This window comes from Bradyrhizobium sp. USDA 4502 (genome assembly GCF_054063355.1).
On the sequence record NZ_JBSSGF010000001.1, the window covers coordinates 3,742,459 to 3,766,303 of the forward strand.

Consider the following 23,845-nt stretch of genomic DNA (forward strand, 5'->3'; position numbering starts at 1 on the left):
TCAGCTCACCGCCGCCGCCTGCCGCACCGACAGCCAGACAACGCCGTTCTCGACCTTGGCCGGGTGGGTATGCGTGCAGCCTTCGTCGGGCGCGACCGCCTGCCCGCTCGCCAGCTCGATGACGAAGTTATGCAGCGGACAGGTCACGCGCTTGTTGTGCACGATGCCCTGCGACAGCGGCCCGCCCTTGTGCGGGCAGCGGTCGTCGAGCGCGAACACCTCGTCGCTCTCGGTCCGGAACACCGCGATGTTGCCGCCCGGCGTGCGCACCACGCGCGAGCCGAGCCGCGGAATGTCGGTCAATGCGCCGATTTCGATCCACTGGGTCATGCGAGCTCCAATTCGGCGAGAGGCGCGAACTCGTTGCGATCGACGCCGCGGCTGGCACGCTCGGCCCACGGATCGGTCTGCGCGAACTGCTGTGAATAGGCAAAGCGAGCGAACAGCGCCTTGCGGTTCGCAACGTCATCGACCACCCGCTTCCTGATCTGCTCGAGACCGACGCGGTCGCACCATTTGTACATGCGCTCGAGATACCAGCCCTCCTCGCGGTAGAGCTGGGTCAGCGCCACGATCACCTCGAGGCATTCGTCTTCGGTCTCGACCTTGGTCAGGAACTCGGTGCCCTTGATGTGCAGTCCGGCGGCACCGGCGAAATGGATCTCGTAACCGGAATCGACGCAGACCACGCCGACGTCCTTGCAGGTCGCTTCCGCGCAGTTGCGCGGGCAGCCGGAGACGCCGAGCTTGACCTTGGCCGGCGTCCACGAGCCCCACATGAACTTCTCGAGCTTGACGCCGAGGCCGGTGGAATCCTGGGTGCCGAAGCGACACCATTCGGAGCCGACGCAGGTCTTCACCGTGCGCAGGCCCTTGGCGTAGGCATGGCCCGACACCATGCCGGCGTCGTTGAGGTCGGCCCACACCGCCGGCAGGTCCTCCTTCTTGACGCCGAGCAGGTCGATGCGCTGGCCGCCGGTGACCTTTACCGTCGGGATGCTGAACTTCTCGGCGACGTCGGCGATCGCGCGCAGCTCGCTCGGCGTCGTGACGCCGCCCCACATCCGCGGCACCACCGAATAGGTGCCGTCCTTCTGGATGTTGGCGTGGACGCGCTCATTGATGAAGCGCGACTGCTGATCGTCGCGATATTCGCCGGGCCAGGTCGCGAGCAGATAGTAATTCAACGCCGGACGGCAGGAGTGGCAGCCGTTCAGGGTCTTCCACTCCATGAAGCGCATGACCGCGGGAATGGTCTTGAGCTGCTGCTCGACGATCACGCGGCGAACGTCGTCGTGGCTGTGATCGGTGCATTTGCACAGCGGCTTGACCTTCGGCGCCGCCGAATAGTCGCCGCCGAGCGTGAACGCCAGCACCTGCTCGACAAGGCCGGTGCAGGACCCGCAGGACGACGATGCCTTGGTGTGAGCGCGGACATCATCGAGCGTGAACAGCTTCTTCTCGCTGATCGCCTTGACGATGGCACCCTTGCAGACGCCGTTGCAGCCGCAGATTTCGGTCTCGTCGCTCATCGCGGCAACCGAGCTCTGGCCGCTGACGCCGCCATCGCCGAGATTGGCGGCGCCGAACACCAGGCGCTCGCGCATATGCGAGACGTCGGTGCCGTCACGCAGGTGCTGGAAGTACCAGGGACCGTCGATGGTGTCGCCATAGAGCACGGCGCCGACGATCTTCTTGTCCTTCAGGATGATGCGCTTGTAGACGCCGCGGTTGGCGTCCTGCAGCACGATCTCCTCCTTGTCCGGCCCCGGCGCGAAGTCGCCGGCGGAGAACAGGTCGATGCCGGTGACCTTCAGCTTGGTCGAGGTGACCGAGCCGTCATAGGTGGCAAACCCCTTCATCGCGAGGTGGTTGGCGCAGACCTTGGCCTGGTCGAACAGCGGCGCGACGAGACCGTAGGTCTGGCGGCGGTGCTGCACGCACTCGCCGACCGCGTAGATGCGGCCGTCATAGGTCTGCATGGTGTCTGAGACGACGATGCCGCGCTCGCAGTACAGCCCGGCCTTCTTGGCGAGCTCGAAATTCGGGCGGATGCCGACCGCCATCACCACGAGATCGGCCGGCAGCTCGGTGCCGTCGCCGAAGCGCACGCCGGTGACGCGATCCTCGCCCAGGATCGCCTGGGTTTGTGCGGGCATCTTGAACACCATGCCGCGCTCTTCCAGCGACTTGCGCAAGAGACCGCCGGCCACCGGATCGAGCTGACGCTCCATCAGCGTGTCGAGCAGATGCACGACCGTGACGTTCATGCCGCGCTTCATCAGCCCGTTGGCGGCCTCGAGGCCCAACAGGCCGCCGCCGATCACCACCGCGTTGCGATAGTCGGTCGAGGCCTTGATCATGCGATCGACGTCATAGATGTCGCGGAAGCCGATCACGCCCGGCAGTTCCTTGCCCGGCAGCGGCAGCATGATCGGGTTTGAGCCCGTCGCGATCAGCAGGCGGTCATAGGGCACCCGTTCGCCGGCCTCGGTGACGACTTCGCAGGTCCGGCGATCGATCATGGTGATCGTCTCGCCCTTGCGCAGCGTGATGTTGTTGTCCTCGTACCAGTCGACGGTGTTGAGCATGATGTCGTCGACGGTCTTCTCGCCGGCGAGCACCGGCGACAGCAGGATGCGGTTGTAATTGCCGTAGGGCTCGGAGCCGAACACCGTGATGTCGTAGAGATCGGGCGCGCGCTCCAGCAGCGCCTCGACCGTCCGGATGCCGGCCATCCCGTTGCCGATCACCACGAGCTTCTGCTTGGTCACTTTGTCGAGCATGGTCTGCCTTTCAATTCCGACGGCGCTGCGCAGCGACGCGGCGTGCGTCGTTGATGGGCACCGATAAAGGTTTGGAGTTGTAGGAAGCCCAGCCGCGGGCGCAGACCGTCTTCGATGACGACCAATGTTCCGTTATTGATTGATATTCAAAACGCGTGCCAACTCGTGGCGGGCGAATCCGGCTGCAAAATCAATAGGTTTCCGGCCGATCAAAATCCACCGGTCCGCGCGCCGCGCCGACAGCCGGCCGAAATTTTAGCCACGCCGATGATCTCTTGTGCATCACAGCATCGCGGGCCGCGATGGCGATCGCGAAATCGCATTTGATGCGCGATCGCACGGACTTGGCGCATCGCACAAAAAAGCACCAGCATGCACGTTTGCGCAGCGGCACTTGCCGCAAGCCACGCCACGCGCGGCGGCGGAACGCTGTTCGCGATTGCGCGGCAACGTCTTGCGACTGCACGGCAAAGCGACGCGACCTGATCGATGGCACGGTAATTGCTGACCCCAGCTGTTGACGGAGTGCGTCTCAACGACGAGCGCACTCACGATTCACCAACATTCCATTTGTCTGCGCCTGAGATGGCCGCGCTTTCGCGGCTGCCTCCGCCGCATCAACGCGAGATGCTTGCGATGAAGCTAGCCGAGTTCAAGAAGGCAGGTCACTGGCCGACACTGCTTGCCGCGTTCCTGTACTTCGACATCAGTTTCATGGCGTGGGTCGCGCTCGGACCGCTGATCGTCTACATCGCGCGAGACATGAATCTGGCCGTGAACGAGAAGTTCACCCTGGTCGCCATTCCCGTGCTGGCCGGCGCGCTGCTGCGCGTGCCGATGGGCATTCTCGCCGACATCATCGGCGCCAAGCGCACCGGCATCATCGCCCAGCTCGTCGTGATCGCCGCGACTGCTGCGGTGTGGCACTTCGGGCTGACCAGCAAGCTCGCGATCGAGCTGTTCGGGCTTGCGCTCGGCGTCGGCGGCGCCTCGTTCGCCGTCGCCCTGCCCCAGGCGAGCCGCTGGTATCCGCCGCAATATCAGGGCGTGGTGATGGGGATTGCCGGTGCCGGCAATATGGGCGTCGTGCTCGACACGCTGCTCGCGCCGACCATTGCCGAGCATTGGGGCTGGCAGGCCGTGTTCGGCTGCCTGCTTATTCCGATGCTGATGGTGCTCGCCTATTACGCGGTCGCAGCCAAGGACGCGCCGGGCGAGCGCAAGAAGGTCTCGCTGCAGGCCTACGGCGCACTGCTGAAGGATTCCGACAGCCGCTGGTTCATGTTCTTCTACTTCATCACCTTCGGCGGCTTCGTCGGCCTCGCCAACGCGCTGCCGCTCTATTTCACCGTGCAGTATCATGTCTCCGGCGTCGCGGCCGGCATGCTGGTCGCGCTGATCGTCGCGTTCGGCTCGGGATTCCGTCCCGTCGGCGGCATGATCGCCGACCGGATCGGCGGCATCCGTTCGCTGTCGATCCTGTTCGGTGTCGTGGTCGCGGCCTATCTCGTCATTGCCTTCATGCCGGAGGGCCCGACGGCGCCGACGCAGGCCGGCTGGGCGTTGACGGAACTGCCGCGCATCGCCTGGATCTCGGTGCTGCTGTTCTCGATCGGCGTGCTGGCGCTCGGCATGGGCAACGGCGCGGTGTTCCAGCTAATCCCGCTGCGCTTCCGTCACGAGATCGGCCTGATGACCGGGCTGGTCGGTTGCGCCGGCGGCGTCGGCGGCTTCTTCCTCGCCCAGACGCTCGGCGCCGCCAAGGGCATGACCGGCGGCTTCGGCGCCGGCTTCCTGTTCTTCGGCGGGCTGGCGTTGCTTGGCTTCATCGGACTTGCCATGGTCAAGGTTCGCTGGCGCACCACCTGGGGCGCGGTATCGGGAGCGCGCGTCTGAGGACTCCGCTCCGCAACATGACGGGGCCCGGACGTGGCGAACGGTTCGCAACGGGACTTGGGGGTGCGCGTCGGCTTTGCCAGCGAGACCGGCAAGCGCGCCGCCAATGAGGACTATGTCGCGGCCTGCTTGGGCCAGCCGGGCACGCTGCATCGCGATGTGGTCGCCGCGGTCGCCGACGGCGTCGGCGGCCACAAGGGCGGGCGCGAGGCCGCGGAGGTTGCGGTCCGCAGCTTCATCGACGCCTATTATTCGTTGCCCGAGACGCTCGGTGTCCGCCGCCGCGCCGCGCGGGCGCTGGAAGCCGCCAACAGCTGGATCCACGGCCAGGGCCGCGTCGATGCCGCGCGCAGCGGCATGGCCTGCGCGTTCTCCTCGATCATCCTGTCACGGCGGCAATGCCATGTGATCCATATCGGCGACACCCGTGCCTATCGCCTGAGCGACGGCCGGCTGGAACGCCTGACGCAGGACCATATCGCCGGCCGCGGCGACCTCGCCCACATGCTGAGCCGCGCCATCGGTTTCGAGGAGTTCGCCCGCTTCGACTACACGTCCCTCGGGCTCCGGCAACATGATCGCCTGCTGATCTGCAGCGACGGGGTTCACGGCGCGCTCGGCGATTTGCGTCTCCAGCAATTGCTGGAGGAACGCACGCCGCCCGACGAGTCCGCGCGCAGCATCGTCGACGCCGCCCTCGCGGCCGGCAGCAGCGACAACACGACCGCGCTGGTGCTCGACGTCGTCGACCTGCCGCCGGCGGACCGCGACGACCTTACCCACGCGATCGCGACGCTGCCGATCCTCGATTTGCCGGTGACCGGCGATACGATCGACGATTTCAGCCTCGGCGACGTCTTGTCCGACGGACGCTACAGCCGCCTGTTCAAGGCGATCGACAAGCGCGCCGGCCGCGACGTGGTGCTGAAGTTTCCCCATCCACGGGTCGCGAGCGAAGGCTCCTACCGCCTCGCCTTCGTGCGCGAGGCCTGGGTCGCCGCGCGCGTGCGCAGCCTCTGGATCGGCGAGATCATCGAGGTGCCGGCGGAGCGGCAGACCAGGCTCTATTCGGCGATGCCGCTCTACGAGGGCGAAACACTGGAGCAACGGCTTGGTCGCGCGCCGCGGCTGTCGCTCACCGACGGCATCGCGATCGCAACCAAGCTGGTGCGTGCGGTCACCGCGCTGCACCGCGCCGGCATCATCCATCGCGACATCAAGCCGGACAACGTGATCCTGCTGAAGGACGGCGGGTTGCGCCTTGTCGATCTCGGCGTCGCGCGGGTGCCGCTCTTGGAGGATTTTCCCGCCGAGGACATTCCGGGCACCGCGAGCTACATGGCGCCCGAACTGTTCGGCGGCAAGGCCGGCGACGAGGCCTCCGACCTGTTCGCGCTCGGCGTCACGGTCTACCGCATGTTCACGGCGAACTATCCGTTCGGCGAGATCGAGCCGTTCTCGCGGCCGCGCTTCGGCAAGCCCGCGCCGCTGTCGCGCTACCGGCCGGATCTGCCGGCCTGGCTCGACGCGGTGATCGGCAAGGCGCTCAGCGTCGACCCGGCACAACGCTTCGGCGATGCCATCGAATTCGCGCACGAACTGGAAAACGGCGCGACCTGGGCCGGCCCCGCCGTCACCACCCGCAAATCGCTGCACGACCGCGATCCCGTGACCTTCTGGAAGGTGCTGTGCGCGATCCTGGCCCTGATCGTCGTGGTGCTGCTGGCTCGGCATTAGAGTAGCTCCGTCATGCCCGGCCTTGTGCCGGGCATCCACGTCTTCGCTGCAATCGCGTAAGAAAAGACGTGGATGGCCGGGACAAGCCCGGCCATGACGAAAAGAAAGAGAGTCATTTTAGATCAGTTAGGCAGCTGAAATTTGGCTATTTCAGTTTGCAGCTCAGGACCCGGCGCGGCGGATCGTGATGCGGGTCTCGTCGGTCATGTCCTTGAGCTCCTTGTTCGGCTCGCGGTAGAGATGGCGCTCGATCTCGACCGTGCGGCCGTCGATCGTCTTGGTGCATTTCTCGTCGACAAATACGCCGCCGACCTCCTGCTTGTCGGCGCCCGGCTGTGCCTTGGAACAGGTCCAGCCGTCCTCGCCATAGCGCGACCTCGCCTGCAGGCCGAGCAGGAAGGCCTTCTTGCGCAGATAGAGCCGCGCCTTCGGATCGGTCTCGATCATCAGCGCCGCGATCTTGGCGTCCTTGTCGATCATGACGGTGAGGATCGCGGGATGGCCGCCGACCATGGTGCCTTCCCGCCCACTCTCGCGATCGTACTCGAAGCGGATGCCGCGCAGCTGGTCCGGTCCGGCCTGGCAAGCCTGCCATTGCGCCCAGTCAGCCAATCTGTGGGTCTTCTCGCCGATGCAAGTCAGGTTGATGTAGCCCGCGTCCGGCACGCTGCTGATCGCCATTCCGACGCTGATGTCGCGCAGGTCTCCCGCGGTCGCCATCGCCGGCACCGCTGCCGTGACGGTGACAGCGAAGACCAAGCCACGGATTGCCGATCCTTGCTTGCTCATGGCTTTGCCTTCTCGCTCTGATCGGACGGCGCGGCGGCGTGGCCGGCCTCCTTGTAGATGTTGCAGACCCGCGAGCCATCGCCGAAGAACGCGATGCATTCATCGTAGGTCGGCTCGCCCTTGCCCTTGACGCGGGCGAGCACGTAGTCGGCGACGGCCTCGATCTCGTTCGGCCGCAGGAACACATTCGCTTCGGGCGGCATGCGGTCCGCGACGTCCTGCCGGGTCATCTCGTAGCATTTCGTGGTGTCGTAGGAGCCGCGCACGAAGAACGGCATGCCGGTGCCCGGCCGGCCGCACGTCACGGTCTCGATGATCTGCTCGCGGGTCAGCTCGGTCTTGCGCAGCGACAGCGCGTCGCCGCCATAGCCGCCGCCGCCATTGCCGTGCCATTTGTGGCAGCCGACGCAATTGCCGCGCTTGAACACCGCCTTGCCCGCATCGGTCGGATCGCTCGCCGACTGCGCTTGCGCGGTACCGATAAATCCCATCACCAGCGCGCAGCCGAGCCACGCGCCAACCAGCGATATTTTTTTCATTTGTCTTGTTTCTTGTCTTTTTTCTTGTCTTTCTCGGCCAAATCGACGCGGGAGGCCTCGGTGAGAGGCCTCCCGCGCTTGCGACGTCAAAGGGCGAACACGTAGAGCATCGAGCCCGGCTGCATCCGCTTCAGCTCGGGCGTGGCATCGATGAACCACTTGTCCCAGGCACCGCCGAGGCCGACCAGGATCGCGACATACTGCTTGCCGTCCACCGAGAACGTCATCGGAGGCGCATTGACGCCGCCGCCGGTGTTGAACTGCCAGAGCTGCTGCAGCGATTTCGCGTCGTAGGCGATCACCTCGCCGGACGGCTGTCCGGAGAACACGAGGTCGGGCGTCGCCAGGATGCCGCCGAGGTTCGGGAATTCGGTCTCCGCCTTCCCTGCCACCTTGCCGGTGGTAACGTCGATCGCGGTGACGCTGCCGGTGATCTTGACCGGCTGGCTCGGTCCGCCGCCCGTGAAGAACTCACGCTTCTTCAACTTGTCCGGCGTCGTCTCCTCGACCGTGATCCGGTTGCAGCTCTCGATCACCGGGATGTACCAGAGCTTCAGGTTCGGATTGTACGCGGTCGGCGGCCAGTTCTTGCCGCCCATGTTGCCGGGGCAGATGTCCGTCACCTTGTTGGTCCGGCTTGGCGTCACCGCCGCGTTGTAGCGCTGCACGCCCTGCTTCGGATCATACTCCACCGGCTTGCCGGATTCGGGGTCGAGACCCTTGGTCCAGGTCACCTTCTTGACGAACGGCAGACCCCAGATGAACTTGCCGCTGTTGCGGTCGATCGCATAGGCAAAGCCGTTGCGGTCGGCCTCGAGCGCGAGCTTCTGCGTCGTGTTGTTCGGACCGGGGACGTCGACCAGCACGTTCTCCGCCACGCTATCATAGTCGTAGGGATCGTTCGGCGTGTGCTGGTAGTGCCATTTGATCTTGCCGGTGTCGGCATCGAGACCAAGCGAGGAGTCGGTGTAGAGGTTGTCGCCGGGCCGGTACTCGTTGTCCCAGTCCGGTCCGGGATTGCCGACGCCCCAGACGATGGTGTTGGTCGAGGGGTCGAAGCTGCCGGTGACCCAGGTCGATCCGCCGCCGCTCGCCTTGGCGTCCTTGTCGTCCTTCCAGGTCTCGTGACCCGCCTCGTCCTTGCCCGGGATGGTGTGGGTGCGCCACACTTCCTTCTGGCTCTTCAGGTCGGTCGCCGCGATCCAGCCGCGAATGCCGTATTCGGCGCCGGCCACGCCCGTGATCGCCATGTCCTTGACGATCAGCGGTGCGCCGGTGATCACCTCGCCCTTGTCGGGATCGGCGACCTGGCGCTGCCAGGCGACCTGCCCGGTCTCCTTGTTGGTCGCGATCAGGCGGCCGTCGAGCGTGTGCGAGACGACGAGGTTTCCCCACAATGCGACGCCGCGGTTGTCGACGCCGCAGCAGGCGACTGCACCGGCCCAGTCATGGTCGGTCTTCGGATCCATCTTCCAGAGCAGCACGCCTTTGCCGCCATGCGCATCGATCTTGTAGACCGAACCCCAGCCGTCGGTGACATACATGAAGCCGTTCTCGACGATCGGCGTCCCCTCCAGGCCGCCATGCGACCAGATTCCGCCGCCCTCGACGCCGCCGAGATGCATGGTCCAGGCGACCTTGAGATTCTTGACGTTGTCCTTGTTGATATCGGCCAGCGACGAGAAGCGCGTCGCCGAATAGTTCTTGTGGTGGTGCAGCCAGTTGCCTGCTTCCTTGTCAGCATTGAGCAGACGGTCCTGGCCGACATCGTCGGCGAGCGCGAAAGAGCCCGCGAACGTCGCTGCGGATGCTACTGCCGCGGCGAGCATATGCGACTTTACCCAATTCAACCTTGTCATGAGTTCATTTCCTCCGGATCTAGCATTCTTCATTGATCGAACCGCCCGTCACACACGGGCGATCACGCGAGAAGCCTTGAGTCCCGGCGCATGGCTGTGCACCACCCGCCGTCTTGTTGAGTCATTTCTGTGAGGTCACTTCTGGACCTGTACCTCCGTCTCGATGGTGCCTGCTTTCTGAAAAACGATCGCGCATTTGAACGTCTCGCCCGGCGTGAGCGCCTGACGCATCTGCAGCAGCATGACGTGATAACCGTCACGCTTCAGCTCGAGCATTGCCTTTGCCGGTACTGGTATATTGGATATCGAGCGCATCGCCGGTGCGCCCTCGCCGCGATCCACAGTATGACGCTCGGAAAAATTCGCAACCGGGCAGCGGACACGAAGCAGCGCATCGGCGCTGTCGGCCTCGTTCTTGATCGTCATCGTCAAGGGAAGGTCCCCGCCCGCTTTGTCGACCGCCGGCACGCGCGCGTCCACAATCTGCAAGGACTCGTTCGCGGCGGCGTTATGCATCACTCCGAACGTGCTGATCAGGCAGAATAATGGCAACGCGATCCATGATCGGCACGCAACGGCGCAATGCAACTCCCGCTCGAACGACATCAAGTTCTCTCCCAACATGATTTTTGCAGCATTGTTTCATGCTTCGTCGTGCGCTGCCAGCAATAGATCGCGAACGCTGCATTAACGCGATTTTGGGCACGCATAGCGGCCATGCTAGCTTCTTGCGCATGAGTGCTCTCGATAAACTTCCGCCGGCACAGCGCGACGCAGCACATGCCGCACTGCGTCAGGTGATCGGCACCGCGGCGATCGACGCGGTCACATCGGTCTCGGGCGGCGCAACGTCGGCGCAATTGTTCCGGATCGATGCAGGCGGCGAGAATTATTTGCTCCGAATCGAAGGAATGCCGAGCCCGCTGCGCAATCCGTTTCAGTATGTGTCGCTCAGGATCGCCGCCGAGGCCAGCATCGCGCCGCGACTCCATTATGTCGACGAGGCCTCGCGCGTCGCGGTGATGGATTTTGTGCAGCGGCAGCCGCTCGGCCGCTATCCCGGCGGCCTGCCGGCGCTGGCGAAGGCGCTCGGCGAATTGCTGGCGCGCCTGCAGGCGACGCCGACCTTTCCCGCTTTCGTGCGCTACCCCGACATCGTGGCCCGGCTCTGGGCCCATGTCGGCCGCACCGGCCTGTTCGCGCCCGGCGTGCTTGAGCGCTGCAACGAGCACCTCGCGCGCATCCGCGCGGCCTATGCCTGGGATGAGGCCAACTCGGTGTCGAGCCACAACGACTCGCTCCCCGCCAACATCCTGTTCGACGGCAACAGGCTCTGGATGATCGACTGGGAATCCGCCTATCGCACCGATCCGCTGGTCGACCTCGCGATTGTCGGCGACAGCCTGGCGCGGACGCCGGAGCTGGAAAGCATTTTGCATCGTGCCTGGCTCGGCCGCCGGCTCGACGAGGCGCGGCGCGCACGGCTCGCACATGTCCGCGCGCTCACCCGGCTCTACTATGCCGGCGTGCTGCTCAGCGCATCCGCGACGGCGCCGCGCACCGTACCCGATACGAGCCTTGCGGCACCGACGCTTGCCGAGCTCGCAGAGGCCACACGCGCCGGCCGGCTCAAGGCCGGCACGCCGGCGGCCAAGCATGTGCTGGGCAAGATGTTCGTCGCCGCGTTCCTGACCGAAATCGCGACGCCCGGCTTCGATCTTTCGGTCTGACGTTCACCCCGGCGGATTGAACGTCGACGGAAAGAACTGCAGCGCAGCTCACTGCGGCACCGGGTGCAGCCTTGCGAGCTGGTCGAGCGACAATTCGGCCTCGCGATCGCTCAGGGGAAAACGCACGATCACGTCCTGACGCGCCAGCTGGCCCCACAGCGCATCCGACGACCATTTCTGCGGCTCGGGTCCGCGCGGACCGTCGACCCAGATGAAATACCATTCCGGCATGGACGCGACCAAGCTCCTCGCCGGAACATTGGTCCTTCGCCGGCCAATCCGCAACGCCCGATTTCGTGCGCGGCGCGACAGGTGGGGCTATTCGTACGGCGTGCCGTCCTTGTGCAGGAAGCGGCCGTCGGAGCTCGGGCTCATCATGTCGATGTCGGAGCAGGTGATGACGTCGGCGCGCGAGCGCGAGCCGACCTCGAGATAGGTCGCCGTCATCTGCGACCTGTTGATCAGATGATGCCCGTTGCCGGAGTTTTTCGGGAACGCCGCGCAATCGCCGGCCCGCAGCACCGTCTCGCCGCCGTCCTCCACCAGAACCACCTCGCCCGCGAGCACATAGACGAACTCGTCCTCATCCGAATGCCAGTGGCGCTGGCTCGACCAGTTGCCGGGCGGCAGCCGCATCAGGTTGACGCCGAAGTCGGCGAGCCCGCCGGCATCACCGAGACGCTGTCGCACCCGCTCGGCGCACGGCGCGGCGAACTCCGCCGGATAGCCGGTCCCCTTGCGCTCCGGCACGTTTGCAAGGTCGACCTTGGGCATGGCGTCTCTCCGGCGGTTGGCGGGCGAACGAGCGATCGGGCCGACTGCAATTGGTTTCATGGAAGGCGGCAGCGAGGAGGTTCCGCGGTCAGCCGCCAAATCGCTTCACCAGTTTTGAACCTTTGGCCGTGCTGATCTGCTGACCGGTCAAATCGCTTCCCACGCTCAATCCCTTCGTCATCAAGTTGCTGCGCAGGGCGGCCTGCTTCTCATCGGCGTAATCTACGTCGACGTGGTCGAGACTCATCAAATGCCCAAGTTCATGAGCCCACGCGCGTCCGTTGGCAAAGTCATTGCCATACCATTGGACAAAGCTTGCCGGCTCGGGATCGCTATGAAGATACGAGCCGCCACCGGCCGAGAGATTGACTATCGGATTGACGAGATAGATGTGGACCGCATTGTCGGGAGCATGCCGGAAACTGAGAACATCCAGCACGCGCTGGTCATTGTTGCGCGCGCTCTTCGCCATATCGAGCGGTTTATCTTCCACGTAATCATTGATCACGAACCCGATCTTGGCCTTCGCCCAGATCTTATTGACCACATCCAGTGCCTTCTTGGCGGCCTCGCCACTCCATTTTTGCGGCTCGGCGACACCTTTCTCGGCAAATGGCGTAATGTAGATTTTCAGTGGAATAGACATGTGCGTCTCCAGAGATTTCGACGACACCTGCGGTGGGCGTCCACACGTCGACGTCCGGATCCCGAGGACGCAGATTTCGATTCTTTCGGGACTCGCACGTCTCAGCTCGAACGGATCGGCGTTGCTTCCAGATAGACGCAGTTCGCGCTCCTATGGAAGAGGCCCGAGGCTGCGACAAACGGCCGAGACGAACGGGCTGAACCCTGTCGACGCCACCGAGACTAACGACGCGGCCGTCACACGCTGACGATCCGGCACGAGCATCGCTTGAGCATGCGAGTTCAATTCCGAGATCACTATCGAGAGATGGAACTTCGCTTGGCGAAGCCCAGGCGGATGCCGGCACTGCCAGCCATTCCGGCGCTAACGATAAAAGACAGATATTTCAATATCTTACAGGTCAATTGACATTTGTTCGGCCGTGCACCACCGGCCCTACACGCTTCGGTGTATCCTTGAACAATCTCGCTGCCCCGGACGACAACATCAGGAATGGATTGGACTCAAGTTTGTTCTCTACGGAGGTATGCCGGCGCCCGTAACGCTTGACGCAGTGGAGTTTGCGCGCGGCCACCTTCGATAAAGCTGCCGTTGTTTCGAGCCGATTTTTGGACGTTCGCCATGCGCTACACGCTCCTCCGAGTTCTTGTTGTTCTTGCTGCTTCGGTTCTCCTGGCGTCTCAGCCAGCCTGGGCAACGAAGCGAGTGGCTTTGGTGGTCGGCAATTCGAACTATCAAAATGCGCCATTACTTCCGAATCCTGCCAATGATGCCACCGCTATCGCCGCGACCTTGAAGGGCGCCGGGTTCGATTTGGTGGAGTCTCGGCTGAACCTGACCTCGAGCGACATGCGGCGGGCACTGAGGGATTTCGCCGATCAAGCTCGCGATGCAGACATCGCCATCGTCTACTATGCAGGTCACGGAATCGAGATCGACGGGACGAATTATCTGATCCCGACGGATGCCAGACTTGAACGCGACACCGATATCTATGACGAGGCCTTCTCGCTCGATCGTGTCCTGCTGGCCATCGAGCCCGCCAAGCAGCTCCGCGTCGTGATCGTTGATGCCTGCCGCAACAATCCTTTTGCCGACACCATGAAGCGAACCGTCGCTTCGCGCGCGATCAGCCGCGGGCTCGCCCGGGTAGAACCCGCCGTATCCAATACGCTGATCGCGTTTGCGGCGAAGGCCGGACTGACCGCGCTCGACGGCAACAGCACGAACAGTCCCTACGCGACGGCGCTGGTGAAATATATCGCAAAGCCTGGACTGGACCTGCGCAGGGCTTTCGGCTTCGTCCGCGATGATGTCTTGCAAGCGACCGGCAACCGGCAGGAGCCTTACGTTTACGGCTCACTGGGCGGTGAGGACGTTGCGCTCGTGCCAAAGGCAGAAGGGCCGGCGCCGCCGGCGGTTAACGCCTCGTCGGAGATCCGTCGCGACTACGAATTGGCCCTGCAGGTCGGCAATAAGGCCGCCATGAGCGCGTTCCTCGCCCAGCATCCCGACGGCTATTATGCAAATCTGGCCAAGCTTCAGCTCAACCAGATCGACGCGGAGGACGCGCGCGTTACCGCCACCAGGAAAGCGCAGGAAGCGGAGCAGCAGAAGGCGCGGCTTGCGTCCGAAGGTGCCCAGCGAGCGGAGCAGGAAAAGGCGGCCGCAGAATTCAAGGCCGCGGAGGATGCCCGTATCGCGGCAGAAAGAACAAAGCAGGCGGCGCAGGACCAAGCTGCTGAGGCTGAACGGAAGCGGACCGCATCCCAAACCTCAACGGTCGCCATGCTTTCCGCGAACGGACCCGCGCCCGACAGCGCCAAGCCGGATAATATTGCAACCGCTACCCCATCGCAGAATAGCGAGGGCGCGAAGGTTGCCGCCCTGAACACGGCGCCGCCGCAGGAAGATCTTGCCAAATCGGTGCAGAGCGAATTGAGCCGGGTTGGTTGTTTCACAGGCTCCATCGACGGTGAGTGGAACGCGGCCTCGCGTCGCTCCCTGACCTTGTTCAACCGGCACGCCGGAACCAAATTTGACGTCAAGCTTGCAAGCCTCGATGCGCTCGATGCGATCAAGCTGAAGCCGGCCCGGGTTTGCCCGCTGATCTGCGAACATGGCTACAAGGCCGACGGCGACCAGTGCCGCAAGATCACCTGCGCCGAGGGCTCGTTCCTGAACGAGGATAACGAATGCGAGAAGCGGCGCGGGAAAAAGCCGGTGGCGAAGCGCAACACGGATGAGCGGCCGTCGCGCGCCGATCGTCCGGTCCGTGAGAGGCCCGAGCCGCAAGCCGACGTTCCCCGACGACAGGCGACGGCCAGACCCTCTGGTGGCAGCGGCCAGATCGTGTGTGATGCTTATCTATGCCGCCCGGTCCGTCGCGGGTGTCATCTCGATTACCGTGGCGGCGGAGGTCCCGGCGGCGGTACCGGCAATGTTGAGGTCTGCAACTAGGACGGCATGCAAGGCGGCACGCTCGAGATCGGGCCGCCGTCTCCTCCCCGCAATCGGCAATGCCGGGGGCAAGGGAGCCAAACCGCGGGGCCCTGCACGCAAGACGCCGGACAGCAGCTTCGGCCACAAGAATATTCACCACATGATCGCGCGGGACGGTCTCCTCGACCGCCCGGGCAGCCTGAGCAATGCGATCGCTGACCTACTTGATGGAGTATGATTTGATGTCGAACGACCAATTGTTCGGCAACAGTCTTCCGCCGCCAGCTGTCCGGTATCCGCAGCTGACTGGTCCAATCCGACAGATAGCTCAACGTGTCGGCCGGCCCCTGAAGCTTGCGCTGAATGTCCGGCAAATCGAGCAATTGCACACGTCGCTCGCTCAGGATCGCAACGATCACGGCGGACCCGGCCGGCGGCGCGACGACATATTCAAATCCACGTTGCTGTGCCGCCGGGGTCGGAACGATGAATTGGACGCCAGGCTTGACAAGATTCATGTCGGGTCCGACCGACTGCGCCAATAGCTCGGCAGTCGGGAAGATCTGGCTCATCCGCCCTTCCGCATCAACATCCACCAGCATCAGATAGCCGGGCTTCCTGGCGGTTACGCCGAATGACACCTTGCCGCCAATGTTGACGGTTGGACCCGGCAGGATTTCAAGCGCCACGCCGGCGGCATTTGCCGGGCCGCGCGGGGTCTGTACGCGCCAGAGCAACGGAGCGTTCGTCGCTCCTGCCGATGGAGCGGCCGATGGCGGCGGCGTCGCCCACGCGGCCCCGCTTCCTGCCAGCAGCAGCGCGATCGCGAACCAGGATTGCTTGCGGGAAACCAGTTTCGCTGGCGACATGACCGGCTGTCACAGCTTCGTCAGGGAACGCTGAAAAAGCCGATTGACGCGATCCGCGCGTCCGCCGGCAGGTAGCGCTCCAGACTCTTGATCACCTGCCCCGAGGCACGGCGCCGGTTGAGCTGCATCAGGACCGTCTCCAGATCCACCATCCGCTGCTGCGAGGTTACCGCGACGATCTGCTCGGCGCCGAACGGCTCGCCTACCCGAAGCGGCAGCCGCAGATTTGCTGACCGAGCCATCGCGGCATCGGAACCCACCGGATACAGCATTTGGATGGTTCCATCACCGGACACGTTGAATAGCAGCACCGCCCGCGAACCGACGTCGGACAATTCGACCTCGACGGTCTGTCCGCTGCGCTGCTGTCGATCATCCGGCCAAATACGCATCAGCTGCGGCGATTGCGTCGCCATGCGCTTCAGCTCGCGAATTGCCGCGGTTCGGTTGACCACCGTCGTCAAGCCGCCAACGTCGACGCCATAGGCGACCACGTCGCCCCAGGCGATCACGTCATGGGACACGGGGTCCCAGATCAGGTCGGGATTATCAGTCGGTTGAACGGCCTGCACGCTGGCGTCCTGCGGCTTGACGCTGGTGAAATAGCTCATCTTGCCGTCAAGCGCTGCCAAGCGGATCGGCGTGGTGAGGCGGAAGGGCGGCAGTGCGGCACTGGGCGCGGCTGGGGCGGTCGCAGCGGCACTGGTTGGAGCGGTTTGCGACTTGGCCGTAACGGCCGGCGGCGCAGGGGTCTGCTTCTCGGCGGACGCGACGGTAGCGACCTGGCCGGAGGCAGCTCTCGCCGCCGTCCCCTGGATCAGCACCACGCCGCGGGTCAGTTCGAACGCGACCTCGGTTTCCGGCATCTGTGCCGGCGACGATACCGTCACGATATTCTGGCGCTGGTCGGACAGTTGATAGACCACCTGCCGAACATTGCTGAAAAGCTCTTTCAGGGTCACCTTGCCATCATGATTGATGTCCGCGTTGCCCTCCACGGCGCGCGCAACGGCATAACTCAGGGCGCCGCGCAGGCCGTCGATCCCGGGAATCCGCACTTCCGGCGCCTTGGTGTGCCGATCGACCGCGGCGATGAACGCGGTGTGGTCGAGATCGAGTTCGGACTTCGGGTCGTCGCTGCTCGACACCGGCTTCAATTCATCGACCAGCAGCGTGTAGCGGGGCACCTGCCGAAAACTCATCTCAGCCGCCCGCGGATCGATATCGCGCACCATTCCGCCGCCATGGCAGGTATCCGCGACGAAAATCACCCTTGCGCCGCGCAATTCGAACTGCCGGATGAAATGGTTGAATTCGCTTCCCAGAATGCGCTCGACAGATCCTGCCGGCGTGGTCGCGAATTCAGGCAGCAGGAACACGTTCTCCATTCCGTCCGGTTCCGAGCCCTTGATCCGCTCCGGCTCCTGCGTGCCGTGACCTGCGATCGACAGGAAGACGAGATCGTTGCTCTTGGTCCGCTCCACCAGTGAGCTGATTTCGCGCAGCACGCTCGCCCTGTCCGCCTGTGCATTGGTCAGCTCGACCACATCGCTGACACCCATGGTTCTCAAGCTGGACACGATGTCATTGGCGTCGGCGACCGCGCCCTTCAACTTGCGTACATGCTGGTAGTCGTCGATGCCGATGACGAGGGCCCGGAGCGCCGCACCGTCGGGATTGCTTATCGACAGTTCACCCGCCGCATGCGCGCGCTGGAGTGGCAGGCCGATCAACGCGGCGAGCAGGATGGCGGCACACAGCCAACCGGTCCTTCGATCAAAGCCCCTGAGCGTTCGCATCGCGATCCACCTCGATATCAAGCAGGTCCGCCCTGGAACCGCACCGGTAAGACAGAAAGGCAAATGCCGTCCGGACCTCCGGAAACCAGCGCGCAGGCGGTGATCCATGTTCATCTGTAGCCTTGGCAAGACTTCAGGTTCAGCGCCGTTTGTTCGCCGTCTTGCGGCCTGTCGGCGCCTCGGTCTCCTGATAGGCGTTCGCGGAAACGGTCGTCTGATCGTCTGCGAACGCCCGAAAGCGGACCGGAACGTAACCGCGCGCAAGCAGGCTCGCGAGCGGGTAGACGTTGCGGCAGACCCGACCGTTGCAGCCACCCGTCGAGGATTCCATGACCTCGGCCTTGCGATCCGGGGTGAACCGCAGGAACAACATCACGTGGGAACCCGGTTTGTTCAGGGCGTCACCAGGCTTGAGGTCCCAGGGATTGGTCACGGGCGCGGCGATCGCGGGGATGGCGGCGGTCGTGTAGTGGACGGAAAGTCCCCACGTGGCACTGACGAACGCCGAACAGTCGACACCGGCCACATCCGGCCGTGGCTCGTTACGGGTGCAGACATTGCCCGCCAGGGTCCCGCTGTCGATCCGCTGCCGGAAATTCGCAAGCGAACCGTGGCAGCCCCAGCAATAGGGCACGCCGCGCACTTCCTGGTTTACCTTGCCCTGCAGATACCACGGCCGGCGAATACGACTGAAACCGGAGCATTGGCTGTCGGGATCGCTACCGTAGTTCGCCGGTGTCAGCTTCCATTGAATGCCCTCAAAGGCGAAGGCCGTCTCGATCGCCTGCTGGCGATTGGACGGCCGCACAGCGGCGGTCGCATTGAACTTGATATCCGGCTGCGCCGCCGCCGGCGCGGCAGCCGTGCGCGACGGCCTGACGTCAATGACGGATACCTTCCCCAGGGGGCGGAAGCCGACACCGACCACCTCGACACCATCCGGCTTGGTGCGCAGAAAATAGACGTCGCCGTCGCCCGAGACGGTGACGAACCGCCGGGTCACGGGCGTATTCTCCAGCGGCAGCTCGTAGATGCCCTCAAGGCGTCCGTTCGCGGCATAGCGTGCGACGAAGGTGGAGGCATTCTTGCCCGACGGAGGAATGTCCTCGGCCAGCACGTAGAAGCGGTCGCTGTTGTCGATCTCGAGAAACTCCACGGTGCCGAGCTGGTTGCGGACGCGCAGGCCGAGCTGACCGATGGTCTCGTTGGAGACCATGGTCTGGATTTCGACCCGAACGCCGGCATTGCCCTTGTCGGGAATGATATCGGCGATCACCGATCCCTTGCTGCGCGAGGCGATATATTGCCGGTCGGGCTGTCGCGTCGTCCTCACGATGGCCGCGCGCGTATTCTGATCCAGCAAGTCGGTCGGGCTGCTCAGCGCCTGCGAGCCCATCTGTGCGAAGGCCGAAATGGCGACCTGGTCGTCGGTTCCGCGGGATGAGACTTCCTCCAGTTGGATCACGTCTCCGCCAAGCCCGCGTGTGGACTGTCCTGCTGCCGCCTTCAGCATCCGCACGCCGCCGTCCCAAACCATGATGTCGTCGTTATGGACGACGAGGTCGGTGGGCTGCACATCGCCAGGCATCTTCAGGATATCGGGAGCCGTGTTCGGTTGTTTCGGGTCGAACTGCAGAATGCGGCCATTGATCTGATCGAGCACAAACAGGTTTCCCTGTCCGTCAGCGCTGAGCGCTTGCGGGCCCGCGAGTTCGACGTCCTGGCTGGCCGCGACGATCCCCACCATGGATGCAGCCGAACCGCCGGCAAAGCTTCGCACGACCGCGTCGTCGGCCCTAGCCCCGGTGGCAGCTATGGCCGCGCCGACGATAGAGAGCCAGATCCAGCTAGATCGACGAAGCATATCCGCCTCAATGTAACCGAACCGAATGCGGCGTCAGTCCGACTAATCCAAGACTGCCTAATCCAAGACTGCGCGAGTGCAGCGTCAATTAGTGGCGAGCAACCCCGATCCCGTTCAACTCTTTCACTGGACGGTGATAGTCCGAACTCCTTCAGCTTGCAGTGCAAAATCATGGCCAGAAACAGATTTGAGCAAGTCAGTGAAATCCAGCCCGACGCGATTACTCTGGTTTTGAGACGCGACAATGCCGGCGCCTCCGGGTCAATCGTGTTGCCGGCCGCCGCAAGCGGGGGACGCCTGAGCAGCGACCAGGTCAGCGCCCATATGCCGGCCCAGGATGCCTTTCGCGGCGCAATCCGTCTCGCCAATGACATGAAGCTCGCGATCGTGGTTTGCGACCCCGATGGCGTCTGGAAACCGGAATGGGGCGACCTTTACCAGGCGATCGATTGACCCACACGGGCAGACGCTGGGGCGCCGCATGGAGGCCGGCATGGCAAATGGAGCGTTAAGCGGGCAGTCGTTGAGGTCGCGAGCCTTGATGATCGCCCTGTTGGCCGCAACCGGCTGGCCTGCGCGGGCGAACGATTCGGCGGCCGAATTGTCCATCGGCGGGCTGCAATTCGTCCGCACCAAGGACGTGGCCATGGCGAGCGAGGAGCTTCGTATCGGGCTGGACCGGGTCAGCGTTCGCTACCAATTCGTCAACCAGACGAGCAAGCCGGTTGCACTCACGGTCGCCTTTCCGCTGCCCGACATCGACCTGTCCGAAGCCGAGAGCATTGCGCTTCCATCGAGCGATCCAGTCAACTTCGTCGCGTTCGAGACGAGGATCGACGGCAACCCGGTGCCGCTGGCCATCGACCAGCGCGCCATGGTCGGCAACAAGGATGTCACCGCCCTCCTCCGTCAGTTCAAGCTGCCTTTGCTGCCGCTCGGTGATCGGGAGATACGGGTGGCCGACCTGCCGGCGACAACCCGCACGAAGCTGATCGATGATGGCCTTCTGATGCCTGCCGGCATGAGCGACAACGGTCGCCAGCAATACACGCCCGGCTGGATAACCAGGACGTCGGCTGTTCGCGAGCAAGTGTTCCCAGCGGGGCGTACCGTCACGGTCGAACATCAATATCGCCCGAGCGTCGGCTCCAGCCCCGACACGGTCCTGCGCTCCGGTCTGCGTCACAGCGCGGCGCTAGGCCCGGAAGTCGAGCGATACCGGAGAGATTATTGCGTTACGGATGCCTTCCTTGCCGAATTGGACAAGCGCACAGGTGACAGCCAGGCTAACACCGCAAAGCTGCAGGAGCGGCGTATTTCCTACGTGCTCAAGACGGGTGCGAACTGGGCGGGTCCAATCCGGTCCTTCACGTTGACGATCGATCCGGGCGGCGACGACCGTCTGGTCAGTTTTTGTCCAGGGCGGCTCAAGCCGTCATCTGCCGACAACGCGCGGCAGTTCACGGCGAGCGACTTCAAGCCGGATGCCGACCTGAAGATCCTGATGATCGGCAAGTTCTGAACGGCAGCTCAATTGGTGAGCATCACATAGCGTCCAGCCGCGGTGATGGTCACGTTGCCGCGTTGAGCTTCGCTGGTTGCCTGCAGGAAGAATGTGTCGGCAGCCATCGGTCGCGGCTGGCGCAATGAATCCAGGACCCGCGGGGCTGCGACGGCCAACAGGAGTTGCGGACCGGTCGTACGCTCCATCGGCAGGGCAAAGGAAAGCGAGTCGACGCCCGGCTTCAGGAGGTAGGACAAACTCCGCACCTCGCCGCGATCCGAGACCATGAGCAGTTCCACCACCCGGTTGGCAAAATTCTCGACGGTCCCATTGAGGGTCTCGCCGGCCTTCAGCTCCGTCGCCGACAGGTTGATGCGCGGCGCCCGCGCTTGATCGCTTCCGACCTGACTGAGGAATTTGACGGCCGGACATTGTGCCTGATTCACCTGCCTGACGCCGACCGAAGCCTCAAATCCCTGCTCCTTTCGAAACGCCTTGTCGAAGGTATCGAACGGGGCGGTCGAAGCGCCGAAGCCTTCAATGACGGCTGCGCTTGAGCTCACGGCAACAGGCAGGATGAAGAAGCAGTCGCCGCCCGCATACTGGGCAACATATTTGCGGATGCGCTCGGCTCGACCCGGCCCGTCGAGGGACGGAGACGGCGTCAACGTCGGCTGAGACGGCAGCTTCACCGGCTCCTGACGTGCCGGCGGTGGCGGAGCAGGCTCGCTCGTCGGCGCGGATGTCCCGGCGAGTTTCGGAGGCGGCGGCAAGGCCGCCAAGCCCGATGTCTTCCAGACAAATTTATAGAAGGTGTACCCACCGCCGCCCAGCAGAAGCAGCAGCCCCGCGACGCAAGCGCTGAGCCAGATGCGGCGAGAGTTCCGTGTGGTTGATGGCACCCGCTCCTGCCGCGCAGACGTCCCGGCTTCCGGCTTCCCCAATGGATCGAAGCCGTAGAGCGGTGCCGCGGACGGCTGCGCCGAACCCGCCGGCGTCCCGTTGGCGACCTCCGCCATGGTCGGGCGCAAGGCCGGGTCCGGCTGCAGCATCCTCTCGAGAAGCGGCCTGATGCGCATGTCCACTGCGCCGAGATCGGGCACGCGCCGACGCTTCTCGACCAGTTGAAACTGGCTCCCGCCCATATCGAGCTTCTGTCCGGTCAGGGCATGGAACAGCACGAGACCAAAGCTGTAGACGTCGGATTTCGCGGTGACATCATTGCCGTACAAGCCGACCTGTTCCGGCGACGCGTAATTGTCCTTGCCGGCGAAGCCGGAGCCGATGATGGTCTTGTCGCCCATCTGCGTCGATCGGGCGATCCCGAAGTCGATGATCTTCGCCCGCCTTACATCGTCGAGCGGCACGATGATGTTATCGGGGGAGACATCGCGATGGATAATGCCGTGCTCGTGAGCGGCCTGAAGGCCCGATGCGACCCGCCGCATCAATTTGATCAGCGCTTCGAAGGTCAGCGGCCCATCGTCGAGCATGTTCGACAGCGAGCGTCCGTTCACAAACTCCATCGCCAGATACGGGCGCTGCAGTGCGGGCTCGACCGTGAACAGGAAGTAGCGAACGATTGCTTCGTGCGGAAGATTGTGAAGCGCCGCCGCCTCCCGGCGGAACAGCGCAAGCGCCGCCTCGTTGTCGACCATGTCGGGGAGCAGCATCTTGACCGCGACGGGCGATCCGGTCTGGATCTCGCGGCATCGGTAGACCTCCCCCATGCCGCCTGCCCCGATCATCGCCTCGATCTCGTAAATGCCGTTGAGCCGGGTGCCGGCCGGCACACCGCGGTAGGATGACCGAAACGGATCGTTCGCGGTCATGGTCGCGGCTCCTGATCAAGCGGCGTCCTCGTCGGCTCTGAGGATCGTGGCGCGAGCAATCGCACGATCACGATCGTGACGTTGTCGAGTCCGCCGCGATCAAGTGCGAGCGCGAGCATGTCGTCGCAGGCGGTCTGGGCAAGGCGGGTGGCCGCGTGCTGCTCGATCTCGTCGTCCCGCACGTGCCGTGTCAAGCCGTCACTGCAAATCACGAAGATATCTTCCGGTTCGGCCGGACCGGTCACCACCTCGAGCTCGGGGTCGGCGACGACACCGACAGCACGGGTGATGGCATTGCTCGGCCAGTCCTGGACCTCTTCGCGCGACAGCGCGCCATCGGCGATCAGCTCCTCCAACTCGCTGTGATCGTGCGACACCTGTGTGATGCCGTGGCGGTTGATCAGGTACACCCGGCTGTCACCCGCCCAGATGCAGGCATAATGGCCGTCGCGCACCAGCAGGACTGCCGTCGTGGTCCCGACAATGGCACCCTGCCTTTCATGGCTGAGTGCCAGGATCTGCTGGTTGGCGCTGAACAGACGCGCCTCGCATTGCGCCAGCAGGTCCGCCGCGGAGTCCGGCGCGCCGATGGAATCAAGCGACTCCACCACGATGCGGCTGGCAAGATCGCCCGCCTCGTGACCGCCCATACCGTCAGCGACGGCCCACAGGCCGACGTCGGTTCTTACCAGGCACGCATCCTCGTTCCGCGCCCGCACCCGTCCGGCGTGAGTGACGCTACCGACATCGAACAAGGAGGGGACGTGTGCCATCGCGCG

Annotated in this window: 20 protein-coding genes; 6 read left to right on the top strand and 14 right to left on the bottom strand. The window is 64.1% G+C overall.

Annotation, left to right across the window (positions count from 1 at the left end):
* Together nirD and nirB are read right to left on the bottom strand one after the other, a co-directional pair.
* A complete protein-coding gene (gene nirD / locus ACVW1B_RS17325; RefSeq protein WP_028335429.1) occupies positions 1 to 330 on the bottom strand; it encodes a nitrite reductase small subunit NirD in 330 nt (109 codons plus the stop codon).
* A complete protein-coding gene (gene nirB / locus ACVW1B_RS17330; RefSeq protein WP_253608191.1) occupies positions 327 to 2,786 on the bottom strand; it encodes a nitrite reductase large subunit NirB in 2,460 nt (819 codons plus the stop codon). The genes nirD and nirB overlap by 4 nt, the downstream gene beginning before the upstream one ends.
* A gap of 636 nt (positions 2,787 to 3,422) precedes the next feature.
* Here nirB and ACVW1B_RS17335 point away from each other — a divergent pair.
* Both ACVW1B_RS17335 and ACVW1B_RS17340 read left to right on the top strand, forming a co-directional pair.
* A complete protein-coding gene (locus tag ACVW1B_RS17335; protein WP_076831717.1) occupies positions 3,423 to 4,682 on the top strand; it encodes an MFS transporter in 1,260 nt (419 codons plus the stop codon).
* Positions 4,683 to 4,745: 63 nt separating this feature from the next.
* Positions 4,746 to 6,419: a protein kinase domain-containing protein gene (locus ACVW1B_RS17340; protein ID WP_253608190.1), complete on the top strand. Its 1,674-nt coding sequence runs from the start codon at positions 4,746 to 4,748 to the stop codon at positions 6,417 to 6,419.
* A 162-nt stretch (positions 6,420 to 6,581) separates the two neighbouring features.
* Here the strand turns inward: ACVW1B_RS17340 and ACVW1B_RS17345 are convergent, their stop codons facing one another.
* The 4 genes from ACVW1B_RS17345 to ACVW1B_RS17360 form a co-directional block, all read right to left on the bottom strand.
* On the bottom strand, positions 6,582 to 7,208 hold the full coding sequence (locus ACVW1B_RS17345; protein ID WP_253608189.1) for a hypothetical protein: 627 nt from the start codon (positions 7,206 to 7,208) through the stop codon (positions 6,582 to 6,584).
* Positions 7,205 to 7,699, bottom strand: coding sequence for a c-type cytochrome (locus ACVW1B_RS17350; protein ID WP_035631104.1), 495 nt, complete (start codon positions 7,697 to 7,699; stop codon positions 7,205 to 7,207). Before ACVW1B_RS17350 ends, ACVW1B_RS17345 begins: the two co-directional genes overlap by 4 nt.
* 134 nt (positions 7,700 to 7,833) lie before the next feature.
* The gene (locus ACVW1B_RS17355) at positions 7,834 to 9,606 is read right to left on the bottom strand and encodes a PQQ-dependent dehydrogenase, methanol/ethanol family (protein ID WP_129965109.1); all 1,773 of its coding nucleotides are present in this window, start codon (positions 9,604 to 9,606) and stop codon (positions 7,834 to 7,836) included.
* A 135-nt stretch (positions 9,607 to 9,741) separates the two neighbouring features.
* Positions 9,742 to 10,212, bottom strand: a complete 471-nt coding sequence (locus ACVW1B_RS17360; protein ID WP_307720401.1) for a copper chaperone PCu(A)C — start codon at positions 10,210 to 10,212, stop codon at positions 9,742 to 9,744.
* Positions 10,213 to 10,340: 128 nt separating this feature from the next.
* On the opposite strand from ACVW1B_RS17360, the gene ACVW1B_RS17365 reads away from it, so the two are divergent.
* The gene (locus ACVW1B_RS17365) at positions 10,341 to 11,336 is read left to right on the top strand and encodes a phosphotransferase (RefSeq protein ID WP_253608188.1); all 996 of its coding nucleotides are present in this window, start codon (positions 10,341 to 10,343) and stop codon (positions 11,334 to 11,336) included.
* Positions 11,337 to 11,384: 48 nt separating this feature from the next.
* Here ACVW1B_RS17365 and ACVW1B_RS17370 read toward each other — a convergent pair whose 3' ends face one another.
* From ACVW1B_RS17370 to ACVW1B_RS17380, 3 genes are all read right to left on the bottom strand, one after another.
* Positions 11,385 to 11,567, bottom strand: coding sequence for a hypothetical protein (locus ACVW1B_RS17370; protein ID WP_229158945.1), 183 nt, complete (start codon positions 11,565 to 11,567; stop codon positions 11,385 to 11,387).
* A gap of 87 nt (positions 11,568 to 11,654) precedes the next feature.
* The gene (locus ACVW1B_RS17375; RefSeq protein WP_253608187.1) at positions 11,655 to 12,110 is read right to left on the bottom strand and encodes a cupin domain-containing protein; all 456 of its coding nucleotides are present in this window, start codon (positions 12,108 to 12,110) and stop codon (positions 11,655 to 11,657) included.
* 88 nt (positions 12,111 to 12,198) lie between these two features.
* A complete protein-coding gene (locus tag ACVW1B_RS17380) occupies positions 12,199 to 12,756 on the bottom strand; it encodes a zinc-dependent metalloprotease (protein WP_253608186.1) in 558 nt (185 codons plus the stop codon).
* A 621-nt stretch (positions 12,757 to 13,377) separates the two neighbouring features.
* On the opposite strand from ACVW1B_RS17380, the gene ACVW1B_RS17385 reads away from it, so the two are divergent.
* Complete coding sequence (locus tag ACVW1B_RS17385) at positions 13,378 to 15,216, top strand: caspase family protein (RefSeq protein ID WP_253608185.1); 1,839 nt, start codon at positions 13,378 to 13,380, stop codon at positions 15,214 to 15,216.
* Here ACVW1B_RS17385 and ACVW1B_RS17390 read toward each other — a convergent pair.
* The 3 genes from ACVW1B_RS17390 to ACVW1B_RS17400 all read right to left on the bottom strand — a co-directional run bounded on the left by ACVW1B_RS17390 (position 15,213) and on the right by ACVW1B_RS17400 (position 19,730).
* Positions 15,213 to 16,067: a DUF4384 domain-containing protein gene (locus ACVW1B_RS17390; RefSeq protein ID WP_456821813.1), complete on the bottom strand. Its 855-nt coding sequence runs from the start codon at positions 16,065 to 16,067 to the stop codon at positions 15,213 to 15,215. The genes ACVW1B_RS17385 and ACVW1B_RS17390 overlap by 4 nt on opposite strands.
* A gap of 20 nt (positions 16,068 to 16,087) precedes the next feature.
* Entirely contained in the window at positions 16,088 to 17,866 is a 1,779-nt protein-coding gene (locus ACVW1B_RS17395) for a caspase family protein (RefSeq protein ID WP_253609989.1), read from the bottom strand.
* 139 nt (positions 17,867 to 18,005) lie between these two features.
* A complete protein-coding gene (locus ACVW1B_RS17400) occupies positions 18,006 to 19,730 on the bottom strand; it encodes an NHL repeat-containing protein (RefSeq protein WP_253608183.1) in 1,725 nt (574 codons plus the stop codon).
* Positions 19,731 to 19,886: 156 nt separating this feature from the next.
* Here ACVW1B_RS17400 and ACVW1B_RS17405 point away from each other — a divergent pair, with 156 nt between their 5' ends.
* The gene (locus tag ACVW1B_RS17405) at positions 19,887 to 20,183 is read left to right on the top strand and encodes a hypothetical protein (protein WP_253608182.1); all 297 of its coding nucleotides are present in this window, start codon (positions 19,887 to 19,889) and stop codon (positions 20,181 to 20,183) included.
* A gap of 88 nt (positions 20,184 to 20,271) precedes the next feature.
* Positions 20,272 to 21,252 (top strand): DUF4424 domain-containing protein, encoded by a 981-nt coding sequence (locus tag ACVW1B_RS17410; RefSeq protein WP_456821814.1) that lies wholly within the window; start codon positions 20,272 to 20,274, stop codon positions 21,250 to 21,252.
* An 8-nt stretch (positions 21,253 to 21,260) separates the two neighbouring features.
* Here ACVW1B_RS17410 and ACVW1B_RS17415 read toward each other — a convergent pair whose 3' ends face one another.
* On the bottom strand, positions 21,261 to 23,066 hold the full coding sequence (locus ACVW1B_RS17415) for a serine/threonine-protein kinase (RefSeq protein WP_253608175.1): 1,806 nt from the start codon (positions 23,064 to 23,066) through the stop codon (positions 21,261 to 21,263).
* Positions 23,063 to 23,839 (bottom strand): PP2C family protein-serine/threonine phosphatase, encoded by a 777-nt coding sequence (locus ACVW1B_RS17420; protein ID WP_253608172.1) that lies wholly within the window; start codon positions 23,837 to 23,839, stop codon positions 23,063 to 23,065. Before ACVW1B_RS17420 ends, ACVW1B_RS17415 begins: the two co-directional genes overlap by 4 nt.
* Positions 23,840 to 23,845: the final 6 nt, after the last annotated feature.

Coding starts and splice junctions, on each gene's coding strand:
- ACVW1B_RS17380 (WP_253608186.1), bottom strand. CDS start 12,756: ATGTCTATTCCACTGAAAATCTACATTACGCCATTTGCCGAGAAAGGT.
- nirB (WP_253608191.1), bottom strand. CDS start 2,786: ATGCTCGACAAAGTGACCAAGCAGAAGCTCGTGGTGATCGGCAACGGG.
- ACVW1B_RS17420 (WP_253608172.1), bottom strand. CDS start 23,839: ATGGCACACGTCCCCTCCTTGTTCGATGTCGGTAGCGTCACTCACGCC.
- ACVW1B_RS17415 (WP_253608175.1), bottom strand. CDS start 23,066: ATGACCGCGAACGATCCGTTTCGGTCATCCTACCGCGGTGTGCCGGCC.
- ACVW1B_RS17365 (WP_253608188.1), top strand. CDS start 10,341: ATGAGTGCTCTCGATAAACTTCCGCCGGCACAGCGCGACGCAGCACAT.
- nirD (WP_028335429.1), bottom strand. CDS start 330: ATGACCCAGTGGATCGAAATCGGCGCATTGACCGACATTCCGCGGCTC.
- ACVW1B_RS17355 (WP_129965109.1), bottom strand. CDS start 9,606: ATGACAAGGTTGAATTGGGTAAAGTCGCATATGCTCGCCGCGGCAGTA.
- ACVW1B_RS17400 (WP_253608183.1), bottom strand. CDS start 19,730: ATGCTTCGTCGATCTAGCTGGATCTGGCTCTCTATCGTCGGCGCGGCC.
- ACVW1B_RS17335 (WP_076831717.1), top strand. CDS start 3,423: ATGAAGCTAGCCGAGTTCAAGAAGGCAGGTCACTGGCCGACACTGCTT.
- ACVW1B_RS17370 (WP_229158945.1), bottom strand. CDS start 11,567: ATGCCGGAATGGTATTTCATCTGGGTCGACGGTCCGCGCGGACCCGAG.
- ACVW1B_RS17395 (WP_253609989.1), bottom strand. CDS start 17,866: ATGCGAACGCTCAGGGGCTTTGATCGAAGGACCGGTTGGCTGTGTGCC.
- ACVW1B_RS17390 (WP_456821813.1), bottom strand. CDS start 16,067: ATGTCGCCAGCGAAACTGGTTTCCCGCAAGCAATCCTGGTTCGCGATC.
- ACVW1B_RS17410 (WP_456821814.1), top strand. CDS start 20,272: ATGATCGCCCTGTTGGCCGCAACCGGCTGGCCTGCGCGGGCGAACGAT.
- ACVW1B_RS17375 (WP_253608187.1), bottom strand. CDS start 12,110: ATGCCCAAGGTCGACCTTGCAAACGTGCCGGAGCGCAAGGGGACCGGC.
- ACVW1B_RS17345 (WP_253608189.1), bottom strand. CDS start 7,208: ATGAGCAAGCAAGGATCGGCAATCCGTGGCTTGGTCTTCGCTGTCACC.
- ACVW1B_RS17385 (WP_253608185.1), top strand. CDS start 13,378: ATGCGCTACACGCTCCTCCGAGTTCTTGTTGTTCTTGCTGCTTCGGTT.
- ACVW1B_RS17350 (WP_035631104.1), bottom strand. CDS start 7,699: ATGGGATTTATCGGTACCGCGCAAGCGCAGTCGGCGAGCGATCCGACC.
- ACVW1B_RS17360 (WP_307720401.1), bottom strand. CDS start 10,212: ATGTCGTTCGAGCGGGAGTTGCATTGCGCCGTTGCGTGCCGATCATGG.